Origin of the sequence: Draconibacterium sp. (assembly GCF_041583095.1) — a bacterium.
Classification (GTDB): domain Bacteria; phylum Bacteroidota; class Bacteroidia; order Bacteroidales; family Prolixibacteraceae; genus Draconibacterium.
This window is the reverse complement of record NZ_JBFHGM010000285.1, coordinates 1-6,431: the sequence shown is the minus strand read 5'-3', so window position 1 is coordinate 6,431 and position 6,431 is coordinate 1. Positions and strand designations below refer to the sequence as shown.

Sequence of the window (6,431 nt, the reverse complement as noted above, 5' to 3'; positions counted from 1 at the left end):
TACTGCATATCGAGGTAAGCGCGCGCTGCCGGCGACATTAATACCTGCGCACCTTTTTCAACGCCCATAGTAGTGTTTTTAACATCGGCCCAGAATTGTACGGTAACATCATCAATTAATTTGGCGTTGGCAATTTCGTCCCAGCCAATAATTTTTTTACCGTGTTTTTTTACGATGTCCTGAACTTTATTTACAAAATACACATAGTCGTCGTGCGCTGTAACATGCGATTCATCGCCGCCAATATGGATGTAAGGGCCGGGAGTTATTTCAGCCAACTCGCGAATAACTTCGTCGATAAACTGGTAAGTAATTTCTTTGTCGGTGCAAAGTGTACTGAATCCAACCTCAGTGCCGGTATAAAGCTCGCGGGCTTTGCCGTCGCAATTCAACTCTGCGTACGATGCAAGTGCTGCATTGGTATGTCCCGGCATATCAATTTCAGGAACGATCATAATCTGGCGATCGGCTGCGTACTGAACCAATTCTTTATATTGTTCCTGTGTATAAAATCCTCCTTCGCCGCCACCAACTTCAGTTTGACCACCAATTTCGGTAAGTTTTGGCCACGACTTAATTTCAATTCGCCAGCCCTGGTCATCCGTTAAGTGCAGGTGAAGCACATTCATTTTGTACATGGCCAGAAAATCGATGTATTGTTTTACTTCTTCAACATTAAAAAAGTGACGCGAAACATCGAGCATGGCTCCACGGAAGGTGTATTCCGGTGCGTCGGTAATAATTCCGGTAGGTACGTATAATGGCTGTGAATTATCGGCCTCAACAGGTAATGTTTGCAACAGGGTTTGAATGCCAAAGAAACATCCGGCAGCGTCGGCTCCCTGAATTGAAATCAGATGTTTTTTAATGTTCAGCTCATAACCTTGTTCACTTAAGTGTCCGTTGTCGACATTCGAAATATAAATCTCTCTCGAAGGGGGAGTAGTAGTTGGTTTTACGGTAATTAATTCCCCGGTAAGCTGATTGATTTTTTCAGCCAGTAACTCAGCCGAACGAAGCACTCCTTCGCTACCTGCCTGCACATAAATTACGCCGGCCTTGTTAAGGTTGAAGCCATCGCCCGTGGCAGTTACACTTGTTGGTTTTGGTATAAAAGCCGTTTTTGTAAGATCGGTTTCAACTTTCTCGGAACAGGATTGAAACATAGATAAGAGGATTACAAAAATTGACAAAACTGATATCTTTCTCATTTAGTTAGTTTTTAAAAAATTTAAATAGATGATAAAAATATGGAAAAAATTTAATTTATAAGCTAACTCGATATGTTTTTGCCCAATATATTTTTGGGTGAAATTCTGCTTTAAAAGCGTTCAAATGTTTTGAGATTATCGTTAAGTGGTTCAGGATGGATAGTGGTGATAAAACCAAATTCCTTTTTGATGGCTTTCTCAATCTTTGTGCAGATTTCGTGCGTTTCGTAGAGTGTCATTTCCGGGGGAAGTTTTATATGGCAGCTCATTTCGGTGTGGTTGCCGTAGTGGTGCAGGTGTATATGATGCAGGTTAACCCGGATTGTGCAATTAAGGGCAACAGTTTTATGAATTTTTTCCAATAAGTCGTCAGAAGGACTTTCGCCAAGAAGTGATTTGATTTCTTTCGACAGGATTTCGAAACTGGCATAAGCAATCATAATGGCAACAATAAAACCTAAAACAGCATCTGTCCACCAGAAATACTTACCTACAAGCATACCAATCAATATAATAACCGATGAAAGCGCATCGGTACGGTGATGCCAGGCATCAGCTTTTAAAATGGTTGAGTTGGTTTTCCGATATCCGAAAAAGGCATATTGGGCCAGTAACTCCTTGGAAATAATAGAAATAATGGTAGCCACCCAGGCAAGGGTTCCGAAAACGGTTTGTTCGCGTGTGCCAAACTTATCTACCGATTTCAGGACAAAGTCGAAAGCAACGATTGCCAGCAAAACCCCTATTATAATGGCAGCAATGTGTTCTGCACGTCCATGACCGAACGGATGATCGTCGTCGGCCGGTTTGCTCGAAATCTTTCCGCCGATTAAAACAATTACCGATGAAACGGAGTCGGTGAGTGTATGCCAGGCATCAGCAATTAAAGCCACCGATCCTGTTACAATTCCAGCCCAGTATTTTAAGCCGAAAAGCAGGGTGTTGACAATAATGGATATCCAGCCTTCACGAAATATGTACCTGTTGTTTTGCATCCGGTATGGTATGTGGTTTAAAAGTAGGTAAAACAGATTAAAAACGGAAAGGTTTATTGCGACAATAGTTTCTGAAGACCGGGTTTGTAATAGCGGCCAACAGGTAGTTTTTTGCCCTTAATTTCGACAAACCCCGCACCAATCGATTCAATTTTATCGACAGAAACGATATAACCGCGATGAATTTGCAGAAACCATTTGGCGGGAAGTAAATCAGAGAGATGACTGATGCGTTCCTTGGTTACAATTTTTTGGTCGGCTGTGTAGGCTATTACATAATCGCCGAGGCTTTCGAAATACAGGATGTCGGTAAGATTTACTTTATGATGTTTCTTATCGGCTTTCAGAAAAATAAAATCGCGGGTTTCCTGCTCAAACGATACCGACTCGTTTGAACTTGTTTGCAACACCAGAAAATGGTTAATGGCCTTGGTAAAACGTTCGAACGAAATGGGTTTTAGCAGGTAATCGACCACGTTTAACTCAAATGCATCGATGGCATAATCGCGGTAGGCTGTTGTAAAAATTACTTTGGGCGGGTGCACCAGCGATCGGATAAAATCAACTCCCGTAATTTGAGGCATCTGAATATCGCAAAACAGCAGGTCGATGTTTTCCTTTTGCAGAACGGGCATTGCCTCCAACGCGTTGTTACACTCGGCAACAATCTCGAAATCGGTAAAAACCGACAGGTGGTTCCGGATTACCCGAATGGCAATGGGTTCGTCGTCTATGATGATGCAGCGGTACATTATTCAGCTAATTCTAATGCTAAAGTTACTGAAAAAGTGGATTCTTTTTCGTCGATTTCCAACTTGTATTTTTTGGGGTAAAGTAACTGCAGTCGTTTTTTTACATTACTCAGGCCAATTCCTTTCGACAGGTTTTTAATGTGTGGTTTCGCCGGATTTTTTGAATTTTCGATTTTAAATACCACGGAAGTGTGTCGTGTTTTTAAACTGCAGCTAATATTTGCCGTTCCGGGATTGTGGCTCACACCATGTTTAAACGCATTCTCTACAAATGGCAGCAGAAGCAGTGGTGCAATTTGCAGGTTATTGGTTTCTTGGGGAAAATCAGTTGTTATGCTTAATTTCTCTGAGTAGCGTAACTTTTCAATTTCGATATAATTCTTCAGGTTCAGAATCTCGTCGAAAAGCAAAACCTTTTGTTCGTTGCAGCGGTAAAGTATATAATCCAGAATATCGGAAAGACGCAGCACCAGCCCCGGTGCTTCATCCGATTTTTCAATGGTAAGCCCGTAGAGGTTATTCAGCGTGTTGAACAGAAAATGCGGATGAATCTGTGCTTTTAACAACTTCAGTTCAGCTTCTTTCAACTTCAATTCGGTATTTAGTTTTTTATGTTCCAGCTCGTTCTTTTCCTGCTGAATAAAAAAGGCACGTTTTATCTGTTTAACCGCAATGGCAAAAAACACTATAAAATTCAGCGAAATAACCTGTAGTTCAGGCCGAAGCACCGACGGATCGATAATTGCTTTATTGTTTAGTATATAAATGAGTGCATAAAACACGATTAGTAACGAAAGCCAAACACCCGTAAGCAAGGTAAAAAAACTGTAGAGCAGGAACAGCCCATAGCGTTTTTTCCAGAGGTAGCGCGGCACTAAAAAGTGGTTAAAAAAGTAGGTGAGCAAAATAGCCACCGGCAGCAACCCGGCCGAGAAAATAATGGTTGCCTCGCGAAAAGCACTATTCCAGTTAAACATGAAAAAGTAGAAGCAGGCAACCAGTATCCAAAATGCTACGTGGTAGGCAGGTCGGATGTACTTCGAGTTTTTTACCCGGGTTATTATATATTGGATCTTATCGGTCATAACACAATTAATACGTAAATTATCGAGGATTTTTATATTAACCTATTATTATCGTCTAAAATCACAGAAATGAAGATGAATAACTTAAAACCCGAAGGATAAGTTATCCTCACCGGAAATTGTTACTGAGCGTTGGTTTGTGGTTGTTAAACGATTAAATTCTTACTAACTACAGAAAGTGCAGTAGCTTGCCGGTGTAAACTTTAAAATTAATGATCATGAACTTTTTAGAATTTCATAAAGCAGGTGGCCCGTTTATGGGAGTAATAACTTTAATGGGCTTGTTAATGCTGGTAGTAGCCGGAATTAAAATTTATCAGATGGCTGTGCAAAAGCATTATGATTTGAAACTGGTGAGCTTGATTCGAATGGCCGGATTATTTGCCGCAGCATTGGGTGTACTGTCGCAAATTATTGGAATTGTACAGGCACTGGAGGCGATAAGGGCAGCTGCTGATATTTCGCCTGAGATGGTGATGGGCGGAGCGATTGTTAGCTTTTACAGCACCATTTGGGGGCTAATAGTGCTGGTGGTTTCCTTACCGATCTACTATGTGCTAAAAGAATTTATGAAACTGAAAATGACTGGAAACAATTAAACAAAGTAATTCAGCTTAATAATTAGAGCAGGCTTTCTTCGGAAGACCTGCTTTTTTTTATCAGCTTTTTTCGATCCCTGAATCCACATAGGGGACTTTTGGTTGATGAATAGAAGTAGGGCCTTGATTCTTACGACGGTCTCATTCCTCCCTTTTTGGGGGCTTAGGTGGCGGCTGTATTTTTTCTTTGAAATATACGGTAACAGTGATTGAAAATGAGGCTACTTTATTTTATCCGAAACCTTACCGATAACCTTGTTTAGCACCGGAATTTTGTTGAGCCTTTCGAATAAACTGCTTTTGCCATAATGCAAAGCAATATTCCGCATGTAGGTAAACAGTCCCAAACTGTGGGCTGCAAAAAGAACCGGATCAAGTCGGATGATTGAATAGGTGAAAATCATTAACGAGCCGCAAGTGCTGATAATCCAAAATCCCAGCGGGAAGTACGATTCCTTTTTACTCTCGGAGTGAATCCACTGGTAAAAAAAGCGAGAGATAAATACTACTTGCGCGGCGGTTCCCCAAATCATCCAGAAAAGCGACACGTCTTCGTTGTGCAGGATGTTGGCAAAACTGCCCGATGTAAGCAGCCAAACCCAATACGCAACAGGAATAGCCAATGCAAGAACTTTTATGGCCCAGTACATTTTGGTCCAAACATTTTTAAGCTGCAGGTTCCGGATGTAAATTCCGTATACCAGCGACTGACCCATTACAATGGCAAAATCGTGGCGCAGAATTCCATAAGTCAGCATCATTATAGACGCCACCAGGCTAATCTGCCAGTAAATAACAGGCGATATTACTTCACCTTCTTTTTCCGATTTAAACCATTGCGCGATGGTGCGGATAAAGAATAATCCCTGGGCAAAAAATCCAAGTCCTATAATTAAAATGCCTTCCATGTATTGTTATTGCGAGGCAAATTTAATAAACGTAACGAATAAGCTGTGTGAGCATTGGAGATATTAAAGCTGTTCGAGCTTTTTTAATGTTTCGTGCGCTGCTTTTTGGTGTGCTTCTTTTTTAGAGGTTCCAACACCCTCGCCAGCCTTTTTATTATCGATTTTAACAACCGCTTTAAATCGGGGCTGCTTAATCTTTTCGTCCGTTTCTTCAGTGGTTTCAAACTCTATTTCCCGTTTGTTTTTCTGGCTCCACTCAATCAACTGGCTTTTAAAATTCGAGTCTGCCTGTTCAATTTCGTTCAGATCAACAAATTGCGGAAGGATTTTCTTGGTAACAAAAAACTTAGCCGCTTTATAATCTTTATCGAGATAAATGGCACCGATCAGCGCTTCAAGCGCATCGCCGTAAATGTGGCTTTTATCGATGTTTTTTGTGGTATTCGAATCAATAAAAACATGCAATCCCATTTCGTGCGTTAACTGCGTGAGGATGGCACGGTTTACCAGTTTCGACCGGGTTTTGGTTAAAAAACCTTCGTCTTCCTGAGGGAAACGGTTGTAGAGAAAATCGGCAATAACAGCACCAAGAATGGCATCGCCGAGGTACTCCAATCGTTCGTTGTTAACAAAATTGCCCTGCGAATCGACCATCGATGCCGACTTATGAATAAAAGCAAGATCGTATAAACGTAAATTTTGGGGGTAAAATCCTAAAAGATCTTTTAAAAACAAATAAAACTCTTTTCGATCAGACGAAAAGAGTTTTACTCGTTGTACTATTTTTCTAACCACAGTGTACTATAGTTTTTTAAAAACTACTGTTGCATTATGTCCACCAAAACCAAATGTATTGCTAATAGCTACATTGATTTCCCTTT

General features: G+C 40.9%; 7 protein-coding genes. 1 reads left to right on the top strand and 6 read right to left on the bottom strand.

Annotated features, from left to right (window positions below):
- The 4 genes from ABZB17_RS19160 to ABZB17_RS19145 all read right to left on the bottom strand — a co-directional run.
- The coding region (locus tag ABZB17_RS19160; protein WP_372652615.1) for a beta-N-acetylhexosaminidase at positions 1-1,211 on the bottom strand (1,211 nt) is incomplete at its 3' end.
- Positions 1,212-1,321: 110 nt separating this feature from the next.
- Positions 1,322-2,206, bottom strand: a complete 885-nt coding sequence (locus tag ABZB17_RS19155) for a cation diffusion facilitator family transporter (protein ID WP_372652612.1) — start codon at positions 2,204-2,206, stop codon at positions 1,322-1,324.
- Between the two features lie 53 nt (positions 2,207-2,259).
- Positions 2,260-2,958: a LytR/AlgR family response regulator transcription factor gene (locus ABZB17_RS19150; protein ID WP_372652610.1), complete on the bottom strand. Its 699-nt coding sequence runs from the start codon at positions 2,956-2,958 to the stop codon at positions 2,260-2,262.
- Positions 2,958-4,043 (bottom strand): sensor histidine kinase, encoded by a 1,086-nt coding sequence (locus tag ABZB17_RS19145; protein ID WP_372652608.1) that lies wholly within the window; start codon positions 4,041-4,043, stop codon positions 2,958-2,960. Before ABZB17_RS19145 ends, ABZB17_RS19150 begins: the two co-directional genes overlap by 1 nt.
- A gap of 218 nt (positions 4,044-4,261) precedes the next feature.
- Here ABZB17_RS19145 and ABZB17_RS19140 point away from each other — a divergent pair, with 218 nt between their 5' ends.
- Positions 4,262-4,642 (top strand): MotA/TolQ/ExbB proton channel family protein, encoded by a 381-nt coding sequence (locus ABZB17_RS19140; RefSeq protein WP_372652605.1) that lies wholly within the window; start codon positions 4,262-4,264, stop codon positions 4,640-4,642.
- Between the two features lie 221 nt (positions 4,643-4,863).
- On the opposite strand, the gene ABZB17_RS19135 is transcribed toward ABZB17_RS19140, so the two are convergent.
- A complete protein-coding gene (locus ABZB17_RS19135) occupies positions 4,864-5,550 on the bottom strand; it encodes a lipid-A-disaccharide synthase N-terminal domain-containing protein (RefSeq protein WP_372652603.1) in 687 nt (228 codons plus the stop codon).
- Positions 5,551-5,613: 63 nt separating this feature from the next.
- On the bottom strand, positions 5,614-6,345 hold the full coding sequence (rnc, locus tag ABZB17_RS19130; protein WP_372652600.1) for a ribonuclease III: 732 nt from the start codon (positions 6,343-6,345) through the stop codon (positions 5,614-5,616).
- Between the last annotated feature and the right edge of the window lie 86 nt (positions 6,346-6,431).